Here is a 16,299-nt window from a genome sequence, read left to right as displayed (position 1 = left end):
CTATTCCCGGCTCTCTGTAACGTCTCCAACATACGTACTCTTCTTACTTAAACGATTTCATTTATTTAATTTTTTATACACAAAAAGGGAGTACTCATCCTATAGAAAGGACGGGTACTCCCGTGGTGCCACCTTAATTCGTTACAAATGTAACGCACTTTACCGTATCAAAAACAATACGTGTCTCTTGTATCGATGAGATCATGTCGCCAAAGCCTACTTCTTTCGTTTCGGTTTGGAAGCTCCGAAGCCCATTCCACATCAATTCCATACTGATTCGCACCAACCATCAGCTCTCTGACATGTTCATCATGTGTACTCTTCTTCATCAACGCTTGCATTTTTTTAAGTTGCACTCATTATAGACCTGACTTTTTTCACAAGTCAATACTTTTTTAAAAATTTTATTTTTCTTTCCTTTCAATATTATATTGACAAAACAACCTCTTTTTATGTAAATATAATAAATACTCTATTAAAAATAAGGTTTTTTGTATGAATATTATATATTAAAAAAGTAAACTGACATCAAAAAACTCTTACATTTCTGAAAATTCATATTTCTATATGGATTTTTCAGAATAATCATGATAGATTATAAATATGCATAACGCATCAAAAGACATGACAACAAAAGGAAGGGGAACTACATGAGTACGCAGATGTTAACTTTAACTTCGATCTCTATCTACATGCTCGGGATGTTAGTAATTGGCTATTTCGCCTACAAACGAACGTCCAACTTAACAGATTATATGCTTGGCGGGCGTACACTAGGCCCCGCAGTAACAGCATTAAGTGCTGGAGCATCCGATATGAGTGGTTGGCTTTTAATGGGATTACCCGGTGCAATGTTTAGCGTTGGATTAAGTAGTAGTTGGATTGCGATCGGCCTAACACTAGGCGCATACGCAAACTGGCTTTATGTCGCTCCTCGCTTACGTACCTACTCAGAAATTGCAAATAACTCTATTACTATCCCAGAATTTTTGGAACACCGTTTCCACGACAAATCTCATATGCTACGTTTAGTATCTGGACTTGTTATTATGATTTTCTTTACTTTCTATGTAGCTTCAGGATTAGTTTCAGGCGCTGTATTATTTGAAAATTCATTTGGCATGAACTATCATGTTGGATTATTCATTGTAGCAGGCGTTGTTGTAGCTTACACATTATTTGGTGGTTTCTTAGCAGTAAGTTGGACAGACTTCGTGCAAGGAATCATTATGGTAGTTGCTCTTATTCTTGTTCCTATCGTAACAATTATGAATTCGAACGGACTTGGACCTGCATTTGATACAATTCGATCTGTAGATCCAACACGTCTAGATATTTTTAAAGGTGCCTCTACTTTAGGAATGATTTCTCTATTTGCATGGGGCCTTGGTTATGTCGGACAACCTCATATTATCGTACGCTTTATGGCGATTTCGTCCGTAAAAGAATTGAAAAGCGCACGAAGAATTGGTATGAGCTGGATGATTTTCTCTGTTGTCGGAGCTATGTTTACTGGTCTTATCGGTATTGCTTACTATTCACAACAAGAGTTAACATTATCTAACCCAGAAACAATTTTCCTTGAACTAGGAAAAATTTTATTCCATCCACTTATTACTGGATTCTTATTAGCCGCTATTTTAGCAGCGATTATGAGTACAATCTCATCTCAGTTACTTGTTACTTCAAGTGCAGTAACGGAAGACTTATATCGTACATTCTTTAAACGCTCTGCCTCTGATAAAGAGCTTGTATTTGTTGGTCGTATGGCTGTACTTGTTATTGCATTAGTTGGATGCGCTTTAGCGTTTAAACAAAATGATACAATTTTAGCTCTTGTTGGATACGCTTGGGCTGGGTTCGGTTCTTCATTTGGACCTGCTATTTTATTAAGCTTATATTGGAAACGTATGACGAAGTGGGGCGCACTTGCCGGTATGATTTCTGGTGCCGCTACTGTTATTATATGGACTCAATTCAAATTCTTAAAAGATTTCTTATATGAAATGATTCCAGGTTTCGCTATTAGTTTACTAGCCATCGTAATTGTTAGTTTACTAACACAACCTTCAAAAGAAGTTGAAGAGCAATTTGAGGATTTCGAAAAACAACATCGTCATAATTTATAAAAAAATCTCTGCTGTTATCGTAACAGCAGAGATTTTTTACAGTTCGACAATCTTCTTATCAAATTTAACAAATTCTTTATGTTTCGTTAAATTTAACATAACACTACTCCTTTATAGTATGAGTATCAGCACTTATACAGAAAGGGGACTCCAACATGTTAGCAGCTTTCCAGCAACAACAAACACGAAAATTTTCACCTATCACAAATACTTCTGCGTCTTGTTTAAACATGCAACCTAACCCGCCTAAAATTTCAATTGCTCCTTCTGTTATTTCAGTCATCGGTGTTCATATGGAAAAACATAAATTAAAAATAAAAACAGGACAAAACATTGTGTTATCAGCTTCCATTTTGCCAATACAAGCAACGAATAAAGAACTTATTTGGTCAAACATGAATTCTGATATCATCACCATATATCCAAAAGGTGACACCGTAACGATTACTGGAAAAAGTGCAGGTAAAGCAGTCGTAATTGTCACAACTGCTGAAGGCAAATTTCGTGACCTATGTGTCATTCATGTACAACCTTATATGACAAATCCAAAGTAAAAGAGTGGCTTCATAGCCACTCTTTTACTTGATTTCAATATTTGAGTTTTTACTTTTTACAAGGTTAATAAATTGTTCTTTATTTCTTGGAGAAATAATTTCTGTTTTATGTGTATCGTAAACAATTTCAAGTCGGTCAAATGATAATGCATGAGCTGCTATTGGATTTTTCGTATTTGAAATTTGTTTTATATCTCGTATAAATATACGTTTTGTAACGAGACCCGATCTAATCGTAATTGTTTCTTTCCCGGCAATATATTTTGCCAAAAATCAACTCCAACTAAACAACATTGCTAATGGAATTGTAAAAAGCAAAAGAAAATATTCTCTCCCTGCAAATATAGGAGCAAAACAGGCGCCTACAACAATAAAAAAAAATTGGATGTAACCATACATCTTTTTTTGATGGAAATTCCATTTTCCTCCCCCTTCTACACCCGTATTTCTATAAAACAAAAAGAGAAGTATCACAACTTCTCTTTTCTCCCCTAACACTATAATTCCTGTGTATACACCGGCTCGTTTACGACATTTTTTGCTGTTCGCTTTTGTTGCTGCAGTAAGAAAACAGATACACCAAACAATACGAGCATGCTACCGATAATTTGCATTGCATTTAATTTTTCTCCAAGTAAGAAGAACGCAAGTATAGATGCTCCAACAGGTTCTCCTAAAATACTCATTGAAATTGTCGTTGCATTTACATAATTTAATAGCCAGTTATTAATTACATGTGACACTGTTGGCACAATTGCAAGTAAAAGAAAAACAGTCCAATCCCACCTCGTATAACCTGTAAAGGGAACTTGTAATATGACATTATAAATCCCCATAAAAAGACCTGCGAACGCAAAGACTGTAAAGCTATAAATCCAGTGCGATACTTTCTTCACTGTCGTTTGCCCGATAAATAAATAACCGACAACTGCTATTACACTTAGAAAGGATAATATGTCACCATAAATTGCTTGCTTACTTAAACCTAAATCTCCCCAACCAATGCACATTACTCCCAAAATAGCGATTCCCATCGTTGCAATGGCTGAATATGTTGTTCTTTCTTTAAATAGAAAAAAACCTCCAACTAAAGATACGATTGGTTGAAGCGCCAAAATAATTGTTGAACTAGCAACTGTTGTATGCTTTAAAGATTCAAACCATAAAAGAAAATGAAGTGCTAAAAAGAAACCAGATCCAATTAAAAAGCCCCAATCTTTCATTTGAATCCTATTAAATTCCTCTCTTTTTTTCCATACGATAGGCAGCATAATAAGTACGATAATCCATAAGCGGTACATACTTAATATTGAAGATGGTGCTGAGGACATCTTTACAAAAACTGCTGCAAAGGAAATGGCAATTATAGAAATAGCCAATGGTAGTGCGATTGATTTTTCTTGTTTCAAATCCTGTCTCCCCTCTCACCTGTCAAAAATCCCACTTCATTATATCCGTTTTCTTTCGTAACTTAAATACTAATTTTTTAGATTCTTCGTACCATTATGGTAAAATAGAAATTAAGGCACCAATTAGTGAATATTTCTTTCCTTTTCACTACAAGCGTCGCTCTTACAATCGTTACAGTAAATTTTTATTTAGGGGGATCTACATGAGTCAAACAATAGGGAGAATTGAAGAAATTTCATTTTATAGCGCATCACTTCAAGATGATGTTACACTTCTCGTTTATTTACCAGTAAATTACACACCACTGCACAAACATACAGTTGTAATTGCACAAGATGGTAGAGATTATTTTCAGCTCGGTAAAGCGCACCGTGTAATTGAGCGCCTTCGTGAAACCGAAGAAATTGACCGTACAATTATTGTCGGTATTCCATATAAAAATGTACATGATCGTAAAGAAAAATATTTCCCAAATGAAGTGAAAAATGCTGCATATATTCGTTTCCTTGCTCATGAACTTGCACCATATATTGATGAAAATTATCCAACGTATCAAATGGGAAAAGGTCGTGTTTTAATTGGTGATTCTCTTGGCGGAACAGTTTCCTTTATGACTGCACTTATGTATCCGCATACATTCGGTAAAGTCGTTATGCAATCACCATTTGTGGATGAGACAGTGATGAACTTAGCAAAAGAATTCAAAGATCCACAGGCGTTAGAACTGTATCACGTCATCGGTACAGAAGAAACGGCTGTAAAGCGTACTGATGGACAAGTATCTGATTTCGTAGGGCCGAACCGTGAGTTAAATACGCTTCTTACAGATAGAAACTTCATCACGCATTACGAGGAATTTGAAGGCAATCATACTTGGAAATATTGGCAGACCGATTTACCGAAAGCCTTCTCTCATATTCTATCAATGAAATAATAGAGAGCAGTATTCAGAATAATTTGATATAATAGATAAAGAGATTTATTTATCTCAAAATCTAACTAGACTTACAAAGGGAGGAATTGGAACATGAAATTAGGCATTGTAATTTTTCCATCTAAAATGATTCAAGATAAAGCGAACGGATTGCGTAAACGTTATGACCCGCACTACGCATTAGTTCCGCCACATATTACATTGAAAACACCCTTTGAGGCGCAAGATGAACAATTAGAGTCGATTGTAAACGAGTTACATACAATCGCAAGTAAAACGAACCCTTTCACCCTTCATGTTGGGAAAGTTGGTTCTTTCGCACCTGTTAATAACGTCCTTTACTTTAAAGTAGAAAAAACACCTGAACTTACTTTCTTAAATGAAGAAATGCATAGCGGGTTATTCACGCAAGAACGCGAATATGCTTTCGTACCTCATCTAACAATCGGACAAGGCTTATCAGATGCAGAGCATGCTGATGTGTTGGGCCGATTACGTATGAAAGATTTCTATTACGAACAACCAATTGATCGTTTCCATCTTCTATATCAATTAGAAAATGGAACATGGACTGTACACGAAACATTCCGTCTTGGAAAGGGGAACAACTAATTTGCACGCACAGATTGTACAAACGGACGAACAACTAAGAGATGCATTCTCTGTACGTAAACAAGTGTTTGTAAATGAACAACGTGTCTCTGCTGAAGAAGAGTACGATGAGTTTGAAGAAACTTCAACACACGTTGTTATATATGACAACGATGTTCCAGTTGGTGCTGGACGTTTTCGCATCCTTGATGGTATAGGAAAAATGGAACGCATTTGCGTGCTAAATTCCCATCGCAAAAAAGGGATTGGAAAAATTGTTATGGATTCTCTTGAAGCGTATGCAAAAGAAAATTCGCTACCAAAATTGAAACTTCACGCTCAAACACATGCTGAAGATTTCTATAAAAAACTTGGATATGTAACAAGTTCTGATGTATTTATGGAAGCAAATATCCCGCACGTCGTAATGATAAAAAAATTGTAATTTGAAAACAGGAGGTAACCCCTCCTGTTTTTTTACATTGCTATTTTCTTTTTCTTCCGCTAAAGTTAAATGTTGATGCTATAGTTTTGAAGGTGAACATATGACACAAGAAAAATTTTCACAAAAATCGTTAACACACGCTGATATTCCGCGTGCGACATATCATATTCCGAAAACATCTACCCATTTAATTATGGAAGAAGATGTAGATGCGGCTTATTTCCGCGCTCTTGAACAACAAAATGTTTTTTTAAACGAAAAACAATTAGAAGCCGTGCGCACAACAGAAGGTCCTGTTCTTACACTAGCTGGTGCTGGAAGCGGGAAAACATCTGTTTTAACAACTCGCGTTGGTTATTTAGTAAATGTAAAACAAGTTCATCCACGAAATATTTTATTACTTACATTTACACAAAAAGCAGCTGAAGAAATACGAAGTCGTGTTGCGAAGTTACCAGGCATGAATCATGCAGCAAGTAGCTACGTAGTTGCTGGTACATTCCACTCTGTTTTCTTAAAATTGCTTCGTAGCCAAGGGTATAATCAGCAAATTTTAGCAAATGAAAAACATAAACAAATTATGATAAAGAAAATCTTAAAAGAATTGCGTTTAAAAGACGATTATGATGCGGAAACGATGCTCGCGATGATTTCACTTGAGAAAAACAAATTAAATCGTCCGAAAGATGTAAAAGCGAAAACACCAGTCGAACAAGAATTTAAAGAAGTATACGAACGTTTTGAAGAGGTAAAACAACGATACAATTATATTGATTTCGATGACATCTTATTGGAAACATATTATATGTTAGAAAATAATGCTCCTTTACTAACTCAATTACAACAACGGTTTCACTACATTGAAGTCGATGAGTTTCAAGATACATCCTATGCACAATATGAAATTGTAAAATTGTTAGCCACGCCAAGAAATAATTTGTTCATCGCAGGTGATGATGATCAAGCAATTTATGGTTGGCGAGGGGCAAGTCACCAAATTATTTTATCTTTTCCAAAAGAATTTGATAACACAACAATCATTGCACTAAATACGAATTATCGATCCAATCCCTTTATCGTCGGGCTTGGAAATGAAGTTATAAAATTAAATCAAGAACGTTTTGATAAAGAGCTATACTCTGTTCGTGAGGAAGGTGTACAACCTTTTTATGCAAGACCTGCTACGACTCTTGACGAAGCAAATCAAATTTTGCAGCTTATTCAAGAAAAAGTAGAGAGTGGTGAACGTAACTTTAAAGATTTTTGTTTACTGTATCGTACACATTCTGTAAGTCGTTCGTTACTTGATCAGCTTACCATTCATAAAATCCCGTTTATTAAACACGGGGCGAGCCAATCATTTTATGAACATTCTTTAATCAAGCCTGTATTAGATCATTTAAGACTCGTGATTGAGCCGTTTCGACTAGAATCACTTTCAAACATATTGCCGACGATGTATATCGGACGTGATGATTGTATTTCATTTATTGAACGTGAACAATGGAAATATGGTGAGGGACGCTTCCCTTCTCTTCTTCATTTCTTACTATTAAATCCAAGCTTAAAACCTTTTCAAGTGAAAAAGGTAAATGAGCGCATCGATTTTATTAAGTTTATTAAAGAATTAGAACCGAAAAAAGCATTAAAAGAAATCATTCATGGTAAAGGAAAATATTTAGAGTACTTACAAAGTAACGATCGTTCTTCCTTTACGATGCATAAAGACATACAAGAAGAAATGTTGGAAGAATTAATGGAGTCTGCAACTCGTTTCACCGATATTCCAGCTTATTTACAATTTATCGACGAGGCGATTCAAGGTCAAAAAGAAATGGAAGCATTAAAAACAATGCCGCAAAAAGATGCCGTTTCACTTATGTCAATCCATAACGCAAAAGGCCTTGAATTTCCATGTGTCTTTTTACTTGGAGCAAGTGATGGAATCCTGCCTCATACTTCTTCTTTAAAAGATGCAAATGATCGTGTTACGGAAACTTCTGAAGCGTTAGAAGAAGAACGCCGATTACTGTATGTCGCCATTACACGTGCGAAAGAAGAACTTTATATTTCTTCTCCGCAATTTTTCAGAGGAAAGAAATTAGATATATCTCGTTTTTTATATACTGTGCGAAAAGATTTACCTGAAAAGACATCCACTAAATAAGGATGTCTTTTTTTATATCACGTTATGTACATCCCTCCTATATAAATTCCTTGTTTTTATCGTGAGAATTAACGTAATATCAGCCATATTCCACTCATATTGTAATAGTGTATGTCAGAACTCACGAGAAGGAGTGAACATAATGAGCTGCAATTGTAATGAAGATCATCAACATGAGTGTGATTTCAACTGTGTATCGAATGTTGTTCGTTTTATACATGAACTACAAGAATGTGCAACGACAACATGTGGATCTGGTTGCGAAGTTCCATTTTTAGGTGCACATAACAATGCATCAGTAGCGAATACACGTCCTTTTATTTTATACACAAAAACTGGAGAACCTTTTGAAGCATTTGCACCATCTTCAAGCCTTACTAGCTGCCGTTCTCCCATTTTCCGCGTAGAAAGTATAGATGATGATGACTGTGCTGTATTGCGTGTATTAACTGTAGTTTTAGGTGATGGTACCGCTGTACCACCTGGTGACGACCCAATCTGTACGTTTTTAGCTGTACCAAATGCAAGACTAATATCAACCTCCACTTGCATTACTGTTGATTTAAGTTGCTTCTGCGCTATTCAATGCTTACGCGATGTTTCTATTTAAAACTAAATAATGAGTTAAGCATGGATTGGGTGGCAGATAATTCTGCCACCCAATCCATGCTTAACGAGTATTCTTATGTAAATTTCTTAAAATTGGGAACTTGTCTAGAACATAGAACCTGTCCTTTTCATTAACTGAAAGTAGAAACAGATAAAGGAGTGAAAAACATGTTCTCTTCTGATTGCGAATTTACTAAAATCGATTGCGAGGCGAAGCCAGCTAGTACACTACCTGCCTTTGGTTTTGCTTTCAACGCGTCTGCACCTCAGTTTGCTTCACTATTTACACCACTATTATTACCTAGCGTAAGTCCAAACCCAAATATTACTGTTCCTGTAATAAATGATACAGTAAGTGTCGGAGATGGCATTCGAATTCTACGAGCTGGTATTTATCAAATCAGTTATACATTAACAATTAGTCTTGATAACTCACCTGTTGCACCAGAAGCTGGTCGTTTCTTCTTATCATTAAATACACCAGCTAATATTATTCCTGGATCAGGTACAGCAGTTCGTTCTAACGTTATTGGTACTGGTGAAGTAGACGTATCCAGCGGTGTTATTCTTATTAACTTAAATCCTGGTGACTTAATTCAAATTGTGCCAGTTCAGTTAATTGGAACTGTAGACATTCGTGCTGCAGCATTAACAGTTGCACAAATTAGCTAGTAAAAAGCGGTATTTCTAATACAGAAATACCGCTTTTTATATATAATAAAAAACACTCACAGTAGCATGAGTGTTTCATTCTTCATATTGTTTTATTGTGTTCTTCTTTTTCCCACAATTGCATCCCTTTTTCTTCACAAATCCTTGTTGTTGTAATTGTTCTTGATATGCCTGTTGTGCCTGTTGTTGTGCTTGGTGTTGTTGCTGTATATGATACCACTGCTGCAGGTCATATGAATTTTGCCTTGGATTATTGCTCACAGCAAACATCTCCTCTACTGTCAATTCTGTCTATTTACTATATGAACAACTCTTTATTTCCGTTCCCTCATTCTTTTAAACTCCGCTTTTTCTCGTATTATGAAAATATATTATTCTCCCATAAAATATCCTGTAATTGTTTCAATGATGGCTGCCGCTCCTGCAATAGCTAATAATGCAAGTAACGGTTCCGCAACGATAGGGATCCAATTATATAAGACTAATAAAAAAGCACTAACCCATACACCTGTACACCAATAACAGCTTAACAATTCGCCAATCCACTTTCTTAATCCATTACCTTTCACTTTTGTAAACGTTGATACACTTCCATCCGGCTCCGTAATCTCTAATTCATCAATAAATGGTCTTCGCAAAAAGGCTGTAATTTTATCATAAACAATTAAACGAGTGAGCCTAAAAGCAGCTAACGCAAAAATAAAAAATAAAAGCCAGCTTGTAAACAGCATAATTCCACCTTCCCTTATCCTCTTTCGCCTATTTAAAAAAAAAGGTCTTGAGATTGTGACCAAATCTCCTCGACTCCAATATCTTATTAATGTAAATACAAACAAGAAGATAAGGAGTGACATTAATGAGTTGTAACGAAAATAAACACCATGGCTCTTCTCATTGTGTAGTTGACGTTGTAAAATTCATCAATGAATTACAAGATTGTTCTACAACAACATGTGGATCTGGTTGTGAAATCCCATTCTTAGGTGCACACAATACTGCATCAGTAGCGAATACACGCCCTTTTATTTTATACACAAAAACTGGAGATCCTTTTGAAGCATTTGCACCATCTTCAAGCCTTACTAGCTGCAGATCTCCCATTTTCCGTGTGGAAAGTGTAGATGATGATAGCTGTGCTGTACTACGTGTATTAAGTGTAGTATTAGGTGATAGCTCTCCTGTACCACCTACTGATGACCCAATTTGTACGTTTTTAGCCGTACCAAATGCAAGACTAGTATCAACATCTACTTGCATTACTGTTGATTTAAGCTGTTTCTGTGCGATTCAATGCTTACGCGACGTTACTATCTAATAAGTGAAGTAAACTAAAAAACTATTGGGGTGGTAGAAAGTTTCTACCACCTTTACATATTTAAAAGCCGGCCATACTAATCGATTGGATATCATCTATAGACAACCTAATATCTCTCATACTATTTTGCGGCATAATAGATACAATGCCATTACGATACGATATGATCGATCCAACATAAGAAACTGTAGCTGTTTTTATTCTGCACCTTACTTTCGGAATATAATGAGGGCGGTTTAGTAAAAAATGAATTTTTTCATCATTATTCATATCCTTAAATGATTTATTATGTGGGACGGTTCTTACTGGTTCTTGTTCTTGCTCTTCTTGTTCTGCATGCTCTTCTTTTTCCTCTTCTTCTATTTTCCCTTCCACTTGCTGTTCTTCTTGTTGTTCTTGTTCTATTACCTCTTCCACAGCACTACTTACAACATTTTCCTGTATGTTACTTTTTTCTTTTTGATCTTCATTTTCAAAGTTTGTCAGGATAATCCTTTTTATTTTCGGTGCAGCAAGTTCTAAACTTACTTGCGTGATATATAACAACGGTTTTCCAACTGTTGAACTTTTATTTTTATTCTTCACACTCGTCCCTCCCACTTCCATACGTAGCTGAATAAATCGTGTACTATTATAGTTATATTCATCATGTGGCAAGAACTTTCGTTAAAAATCGTTCTTTCTCAGAACAAATAAAAGGACAATCTCAGCATTTAGAGATTGTCCTTTAAAAATTAATATTATATTTATCCTAGGATATGATACCCTGAATCAACATGAATGTTTTCTCCTGTTACACCGCGTGCTAAATCACTGAATAGGAATACTGCTGTATCGCCAACTTCTTCTTGCGTTGTTGTACGACGAAGTGGTGCGCGCTCCTCAATTTCTCTTAAGATTGAGTTGAAATCGCCTACGCCTTTTGCAGATAACGTACGAATTGGTCCTGCAGAAATAGCGTTAACACGAATACCGTGTTGACCTAAATCGTTCGCTAAATATTTCACGCTCGCTTCTAATGAAGCTTTCGCAACACCCATAACGTTATAATTTTTCACAACGCGCTCGCCACCAAGGTATGTTAACGTTAAAATATTTCCGCCTTCTGTCATTACTTTCTTCGCTTCTCTTGCTACAGCTGTTAAAGAGAATGCACTAATATTTTGTGCAAGTAAAAATCCATCGCGAGAAGTATCTACAAATTCACCTTTTAAGTCATCGCGATTTGCAAAAGCAATACAATGTGCTACACCGTGAATAGTACCTACTTCTTGTTTAATTGTTTCAAAGCAAGCTGTAAGTTCCTCATCATTCGTTACATCACAAGGTAATACAAGTGATTCTTGTCCTTCTAATGTGTCCGCTAATTCACGAACGTTTCTTTCTAAACGTTCTCCTGCATATGTGAATATTAATTTTGCACCTGCATTATGCAAAGAGCGAGCTATTCCCCATGCAATACTTCTTTGGTTCGCAACGCCCATAACAACAAATGTTTTCCCTTGTAATAGTTCCATGATATATCCTCCCAGAAATACTTATACTTGTTATTAGTACCTGATACTATAATTATAGTACCATAAAACCGCTTAAAGGCAAACAAAAAAGTCATTAACAGAAATTTGTTAATGACTTTTGGTTTCTATAAAAAACCGCTCTAATCCTTCTTCCCAAGACGGCATTTGTGAAAAACCATTTAATCTTAGCATGTTATGTTGAAAAATAGAATATTTGGGCCTCGCAGCCGCAGCCCCGAATTCTTCCGTTGAAACAGGTAATACATTCACTTTCATATTGGCGTACGAAAATATCTTTTGTGCAAATTCAAACCAAGAGCATGAGCCTCTGTTTGATACGTGGTATGTACCGTATAAAGAAGTATGAATGAGCTTATTAATAACCATATTCAAATCCGCCACATACGTAGGAGAGCCAACTTGATCCGCTACAACAGATATTTCATCTCTTTCTTTTCCTAATCGCATCATCGTTTTCACGAAATTATTCCCATATTTACCATATAGCCACGATGTGCGAACGATAAAATATTTATTATGTAACTCTTTGACGAACTGCTCCCCCGCATACTTAGAGGCCCCATATATATTTATCGGCGCTGGACTATGAAATTCGTCGTATCCATCTGGTCTGGCGCCTTGAAATACATAATCAGTACTAATATAAACTAGCTTCGCCCCTACTAATTGTGAAGCAACCGCTACATTTCGAGCTCCGATTGCATTTATTCTATATGCAAGATCCTGTTCTTTCTCCGCATGATCTACTTTCGTATAGGCAGCACAATGAATAATTATATGTGGTTTTATTTCTTGTACCACTTGTTGTATTCGGGATATATTTGTCACATCTAATAACTTTTTATCAAATGGATATATATCATATTCTTCAGAGTCTAACTCTTCAAATAGTTGCTTTCCTAATTGACCGTTTGCTCCTGTTATGATAACCCTCTCTTTCATTTAACATGCCCCTTACTGGTCTTTTAGTGGTTTCCACCATTCCTTATTCTTTTCATACCATTTCACCGTCTCTTGTAATCCTTGTTCAAACGTATATTTCGGTTCCCAATCAAATTCATTCTTCATTTTCTCTGCATCAATCGCATAACGACGATCGTGCCCTAAACGATCTGTAACATATTCAATGTCTTTTTTTGTTTTTCCTAAAAGAGTAATAATTTGTTCCACAACTTCTACATTTGTTTTTTCATTATTTCCACCTATATTATATACTTCTCCGACACGTCCCTTATGCAAAACAACGTCAATCGCACTGCAATGATCCGTTACATGTAACCAATCTCTTACATTTAAACCATCACCATATAACGGTAGTTTTTTTCCTTCTAGTGCATTCGTAACCATTAATGGAATTAATTTTTCAGGATACTGGTACGGTCCATAATTGTTAGAACAACGCGTTACTATAACCGGTAATTGATATGTTTTGTAGTAAGATAGAGCTATCATGTCCGCGCTCGCCTTACTTGAAGAATATGGACTATTTGGAGCTAACGGCGTTTTCTCTGTGAACTTCCCTGTTTTTCCTAAAGAGCCATACACTTCATCCGTTGATACTTGCACAAGTTTTATATGCGAATATTTTTTAACTAGTTCTAATAAAGTGACCGTCCCAATTACATTTGTATCATAAAAAGGAATCGGATTTTCAATACTACGGTCCACATGTGATTCAGCTGCAAAATTTACAATCACTTGTACGTCCCGCTCTTTTATAACGTGTTCTAATAGCTCTCCATTTTGAATTTCTCCCTTTACAAAAGAGTAATTCGGGTGATCCAGAAGAGATTTTACGTTATTTAAATTCCCGCTATATGTTAATGCATCGTAATTAATAATTTTATATGTTTCATAACTTTGTAGCATGTAATGAACGAAATTACTTCCAATAAATCCAGCCCCACCTGTTACTAATATATTCATAAACAACGCTCCTACTTAAAAACTATCTTCATATTCCTCTAATAATGGTAATATCTGATCCTTATCGGACAATATAGGATCGGTTACTGGCCAAGGAATTGCTAAATCTTTATCTTCCCAAAGTAATCCTGAGTCATGCTCTGCGCTATAATATTCATCTACTTTATACATAACGATAGTATGCGGAACAAGCGTGCAAAATCCATGCGCAAACCCTTTTGGCACTAGTAATTGCCGATGGTTATCTGCACTTAAAATATATCCTTTCCATTGTTTAAATGTTGGTGATTTTTTTCGTAAATCAACGATAACATCATAAATTGCCCCTTGCATAACTTGAATGAGTTTCGTTTGTGCTTTCGGTTTTTTTTGAAAGTGTAGTCCTCGAATCGTTCCTGCCTTAGCCGAATAAGATACGTTATCCTGTACAAATGAATACGTTATCCCTAATGTTTCTAGCACCTGCTTATTATAACTCTCTGAAAAAAAGCCACGCTCGTCTCCAAACAACCTCGGTTCTAACAATTTTGCATCGGTAAAATTTGTTTCTACAACTTTCATATTCTCACCTATTCTCCGTTAAACTGTTTCCCAAAATTAATATCACGCGCTAACGTATTCGCCTTTTGAAGCGAAGCATGAGTTCCCGCATCAGTCCACCAGCCGTTCATTTCATTATAAGTAAGTACCCCTCGTTTTAAATACCAATTATTTATATCTGTAATTTCAAGTTCTCCCCGTGCAGAAGGTTTTAATTCTTTAATATAAGAAAAGACTTTCGAATCATACAAATAAATTCCCGTAACCGCATAAGAACTTTTCGGCTCTTTCGGCTTTTCTTCAATTTTAACTATTTTTCGGTTTTGAATATGTGCTACGCCAAATCTTTCGGGATCTTCTACAGATTGCAATAGCACTTTCGCACCTTCTTTTTGATTTGCAAACTCTTCAACATACGGAAGAATATCATCTGAAAAAATATTATCCCCTAATATAACTACCATACGATCATTCCCGACGAAATCTTCACAAAGCCCTAACGCCTGTGCGATCCCGCCCGCTTTATCTTGCACACGATACGTAAAGGACACTCCAAATTCATGACCACTCCCTAAAAAGCTAACAACATCCCCCATATGCTCTTTACCTGTAATAATCATAATATCTGTAATATCGCATTGTTTTAGCTTATATACCGCATGATAAATCATTGGATACCGACCAACAGGAAGTAAATGCTTATTCGTTACTTTCGTTATTGGATATAATCTCGATCCAGTACCACCTGCTAAAATAATTCCTTTCACTTTGCATCTCTCCTTTATGATGGAGATAATATATCTTTGTAATGTTCTACAAACACTTTCCGGTACTTCTCATATGTATCCGCATCAAACTCATCCCCGTTGTAATGAATACACCATAAATTTGCTTGATTTGGGATACCGATTAAATAACCAGCCCTTTGAAACTCTAAAGACTGTGACACATCATAAAAGTGAAACCCTTGAAACAAATCTTCTCGCCACGGAATATCATACTGCGTTGCCATGAATAAGCCATCAATTGCCTGAACTGACAAAAATGGTTGATTACCATAAAAAACCTGATCTAAATTTAATAATTGATAATTCCGTCTTCTATACTCAATCACTTTCCCTACTAAATTTTTTCCTTCCCACCATATCCCGTTATTCGGTAAAAACTGAGCCCCAGCGACTCCTATTAAACCAAGCTTTTCATTTTCTTTAAAAAGAGATATAAGTGCAGAAAACATGTCTCGATTAATAAGATATGTATCTTGATGTATATACACTTTGTATTTCGCTGGATATGAAAGGGCTCGGTTGTATGCACTTGCCATACTTTGTGCATCTCGTATCGGAAAAATTTGCACGACATAACCTGGGGGAACAAAAATGTTTCTTATTTGGCTCTCACATTGTTTGAAAAGCTCCTCATTATTTACACAAACAACGACTAATATTGTATGATCTTTCATTTTTGTC

At 35.9% G+C, this 16,299-nt stretch carries 19 protein-coding genes, 1 pseudogene and 2 other annotated features (1 of these 22 cut by a window edge); of the genes and pseudogenes, 9 read left to right on the top strand and 11 right to left on the bottom strand.

What is annotated here, in order from left to right; genetic code table 11:
• Nucleotides 1–61, bottom strand: a binding site (T-box leader) (it extends 184 nt beyond the left edge of the window).
• A 42-nt stretch (nucleotides 62–103) separates the two neighbouring features.
• Nucleotides 104–341: a binding site (T-box leader), on the bottom strand.
• 309 nt (nucleotides 342–650) lie between these two features.
• Nucleotides 651–2,129, top strand: a complete 1,479-nt coding sequence (gene putP / locus C3Y97_RS06235; protein WP_000107210.1) for a sodium/proline symporter PutP — start codon at nucleotides 651–653, stop codon at nucleotides 2,127–2,129.
• 155 nt (nucleotides 2,130–2,284) lie between these two features.
• On the top strand, nucleotides 2,285–2,683 hold the full coding sequence (locus C3Y97_RS06230; protein ID WP_000878734.1) for an Ig-like domain-containing protein: 399 nt from the start codon (nucleotides 2,285–2,287) through the stop codon (nucleotides 2,681–2,683).
• 24 nt (nucleotides 2,684–2,707) lie between these two features.
• On the opposite strand, the pseudogene C3Y97_RS06225 reads toward C3Y97_RS06230, so the two are convergent.
• Nucleotides 2,708–3,104 (bottom strand): annotated as a pseudogene (locus C3Y97_RS06225) (PH domain-containing protein).
• Nucleotides 3,105–3,180: 76 nt separating this feature from the next.
• Nucleotides 3,181–4,092 carry a DMT family transporter gene (locus C3Y97_RS06220; protein ID WP_000806943.1) on the bottom strand — a complete coding sequence of 304 codons (912 nt, stop codon included), beginning with the start codon at nucleotides 4,090–4,092 and terminating at the stop codon, nucleotides 3,181–3,183.
• Nucleotides 4,093–4,295: 203 nt separating this feature from the next.
• Here C3Y97_RS06220 and C3Y97_RS06215 point away from each other — a divergent pair, with 203 nt between their 5' ends.
• From C3Y97_RS06215 to exsF, 6 genes are all read left to right on the top strand, one after another.
• Entirely contained in the window at nucleotides 4,296–5,027 is a 732-nt protein-coding gene (locus tag C3Y97_RS06215) for an alpha/beta hydrolase (protein ID WP_000084007.1), read from the top strand.
• A gap of 93 nt (nucleotides 5,028–5,120) precedes the next feature.
• Nucleotides 5,121–5,639, top strand: coding sequence for a YjcG family protein (locus C3Y97_RS06210; RefSeq protein ID WP_000765863.1), 519 nt, complete (start codon nucleotides 5,121–5,123; stop codon nucleotides 5,637–5,639).
• Between the two features lies 1 nt (nucleotide 5,640).
• Entirely contained in the window at nucleotides 5,641–6,063 is a 423-nt protein-coding gene (locus tag C3Y97_RS06205; protein WP_000543296.1) for a GNAT family N-acetyltransferase, read from the top strand.
• Between the two features lie 100 nt (nucleotides 6,064–6,163).
• Entirely contained in the window at nucleotides 6,164–8,230 is a 2,067-nt protein-coding gene (locus C3Y97_RS06200) for an ATP-dependent helicase (RefSeq protein ID WP_000191204.1), read from the top strand.
• A 142-nt stretch (nucleotides 8,231–8,372) separates the two neighbouring features.
• Nucleotides 8,373–8,840: a spore coat protein CotY gene (cotY, locus tag C3Y97_RS06195; protein ID WP_001277719.1), complete on the top strand. Its 468-nt coding sequence runs from the start codon at nucleotides 8,373–8,375 to the stop codon at nucleotides 8,838–8,840.
• 167 nt (nucleotides 8,841–9,007) lie between these two features.
• The gene (gene exsF, locus C3Y97_RS06190) at nucleotides 9,008–9,511 is read left to right on the top strand and encodes an exosporium protein ExsF (protein ID WP_000492939.1); all 504 of its coding nucleotides are present in this window, start codon (nucleotides 9,008–9,010) and stop codon (nucleotides 9,509–9,511) included.
• Between the two features lie 75 nt (nucleotides 9,512–9,586).
• On the opposite strand, the gene C3Y97_RS06185 is transcribed toward exsF, so the two are convergent.
• On the bottom strand, nucleotides 9,587–9,781 hold the full coding sequence (locus tag C3Y97_RS06185) for a cytochrome C oxidase subunit III (protein WP_086692540.1): 195 nt from the start codon (nucleotides 9,779–9,781) through the stop codon (nucleotides 9,587–9,589).
• Nucleotides 9,782–9,882: 101 nt separating this feature from the next.
• On the bottom strand, nucleotides 9,883–10,242 hold the full coding sequence (locus C3Y97_RS06180) for a DUF1360 domain-containing protein (RefSeq protein WP_000899664.1): 360 nt from the start codon (nucleotides 10,240–10,242) through the stop codon (nucleotides 9,883–9,885).
• Nucleotides 10,243–10,367: 125 nt separating this feature from the next.
• On the opposite strand from C3Y97_RS06180, the gene exsY reads away from it, so the two are divergent.
• Nucleotides 10,368–10,826, top strand: a complete 459-nt coding sequence (exsY, locus tag C3Y97_RS06175) for an exosporium assembly protein ExsY (RefSeq protein ID WP_001277738.1) — start codon at nucleotides 10,368–10,370, stop codon at nucleotides 10,824–10,826.
• Between the two features lie 60 nt (nucleotides 10,827–10,886).
• Here the strand turns inward: exsY and C3Y97_RS06170 are convergent, their stop codons facing one another.
• The 7 genes from C3Y97_RS06170 to C3Y97_RS06140 form a co-directional block, all read right to left on the bottom strand.
• Nucleotides 10,887–11,432 (bottom strand): spore coat CotO family protein, encoded by a 546-nt coding sequence (locus C3Y97_RS06170; protein ID WP_081097594.1) that lies wholly within the window; start codon nucleotides 11,430–11,432, stop codon nucleotides 10,887–10,889.
• Between the two features lie 140 nt (nucleotides 11,433–11,572).
• Nucleotides 11,573–12,343, bottom strand: a complete 771-nt coding sequence (fabI, locus tag C3Y97_RS06165) for an enoyl-ACP reductase FabI (protein WP_000421886.1) — start codon at nucleotides 12,341–12,343, stop codon at nucleotides 11,573–11,575.
• Between the two features lie 108 nt (nucleotides 12,344–12,451).
• Nucleotides 12,452–13,306 (bottom strand): dTDP-4-dehydrorhamnose reductase, encoded by an 855-nt coding sequence (gene rfbD, locus C3Y97_RS06160; protein WP_000664653.1) that lies wholly within the window; start codon nucleotides 13,304–13,306, stop codon nucleotides 12,452–12,454.
• A 12-nt stretch (nucleotides 13,307–13,318) separates the two neighbouring features.
• Nucleotides 13,319–14,290, bottom strand: coding sequence for a dTDP-glucose 4,6-dehydratase (rfbB, locus tag C3Y97_RS06155; protein WP_001024161.1), 972 nt, complete (start codon nucleotides 14,288–14,290; stop codon nucleotides 13,319–13,321).
• A 15-nt stretch (nucleotides 14,291–14,305) separates the two neighbouring features.
• On the bottom strand, nucleotides 14,306–14,851 hold the full coding sequence (gene rfbC / locus C3Y97_RS06150) for a dTDP-4-dehydrorhamnose 3,5-epimerase (protein ID WP_000869415.1): 546 nt from the start codon (nucleotides 14,849–14,851) through the stop codon (nucleotides 14,306–14,308).
• An 8-nt stretch (nucleotides 14,852–14,859) separates the two neighbouring features.
• Entirely contained in the window at nucleotides 14,860–15,597 is a 738-nt protein-coding gene (locus C3Y97_RS06145) for a sugar phosphate nucleotidyltransferase (RefSeq protein ID WP_086692538.1), read from the bottom strand.
• 14 nt (nucleotides 15,598–15,611) lie between these two features.
• Complete coding sequence (locus C3Y97_RS06140; RefSeq protein WP_000651521.1) at nucleotides 15,612–16,292, bottom strand: glycosyltransferase family protein; 681 nt, start codon at nucleotides 16,290–16,292, stop codon at nucleotides 15,612–15,614.
• Between the last annotated feature and the right edge of the window lie 7 nt (nucleotides 16,293–16,299).

The organism is Bacillus sp. DU-106 (genome assembly GCF_004799705.1).
Classification (GTDB): Bacteria; Bacillota; Bacilli; order Bacillales; family Bacillaceae_G; genus Bacillus_A; species Bacillus_A cereus.
This window is presented reverse-complemented; position numbering and strand designations above follow the sequence as displayed.